This is a genomic window from Bartonella sp. AP88HLJMH, from assembly GCF_042195605.1.
GTDB lineage: Bacteria > Pseudomonadota > Alphaproteobacteria > Rhizobiales > Rhizobiaceae > Bartonella.
The window spans coordinates 1-524 of sequence record NZ_JBHIOR010000132.1 but is presented as its reverse complement, the minus strand read 5'-3'; the positions used below and the strand labels follow the sequence as shown (position 1 = coordinate 524).

1 protein-coding gene and 1 pseudogene are annotated in these 524 nt (G+C 41.6%); both read right to left on the bottom strand.

Features of this window, described 5'->3' with window-relative positions; translation table 11 throughout:
• Positions 1-41 precede the first annotated feature (41 nt).
• Positions 42-317 (bottom strand): hypothetical protein, encoded by a 276-nt coding sequence (locus ACFIMA_RS09985; protein WP_375693482.1) that lies wholly within the window; start codon positions 315-317, stop codon positions 42-44.
• A 15-nt stretch (positions 318-332) separates the two neighbouring features.
• Positions 333-524: pseudogene (locus ACFIMA_RS09980) on the bottom strand (hypothetical protein); the annotation flags it as partial.

The window sequence follows — 524 nt, the reverse complement described above, 5'->3', positions numbered from 1 at the left end:
TTTTTATTGAATCATAAAAAGCTATAGACATCAATACGCCCTTACACATCTTTATATACTTTGAATCTTGTTGCTAAGCCCCTGCTTGCCGCGTCTGGGAACACAACAAAATAAAGCGGTTCATTTTTATCCTTCGCATGTTGAACCGCATAAACAGCCGCCTCATAGGGTGTTGTAAGAATACCATTGAGGAAAAAATGAACCTTGCCATCAGAACCTTTTTGTAAATTCTGTTGTTCTTCATCCGTTAAATAATGTGCGTGAGGAAACAATCGCGCCATTCCAAGCGAAGGCAAGAATGGCGGATTGTTAATCATCACAAACAGCAAAACTTAAGGCTGGCATTTGCGACTATTTTTATATTTTTTACAAAACGGGCTGTTCAAGCGCTTCTTGACACTGCGCTGTGGAACAACAGCGCCTGGACGACAAATGGGCAAGTTTTCAGCTTTATGATTTCCACACCAGCCTCCCCCCACATCATATTTATAGCGAAATCCCGCTTGGAGCATGCAAGCATCAAT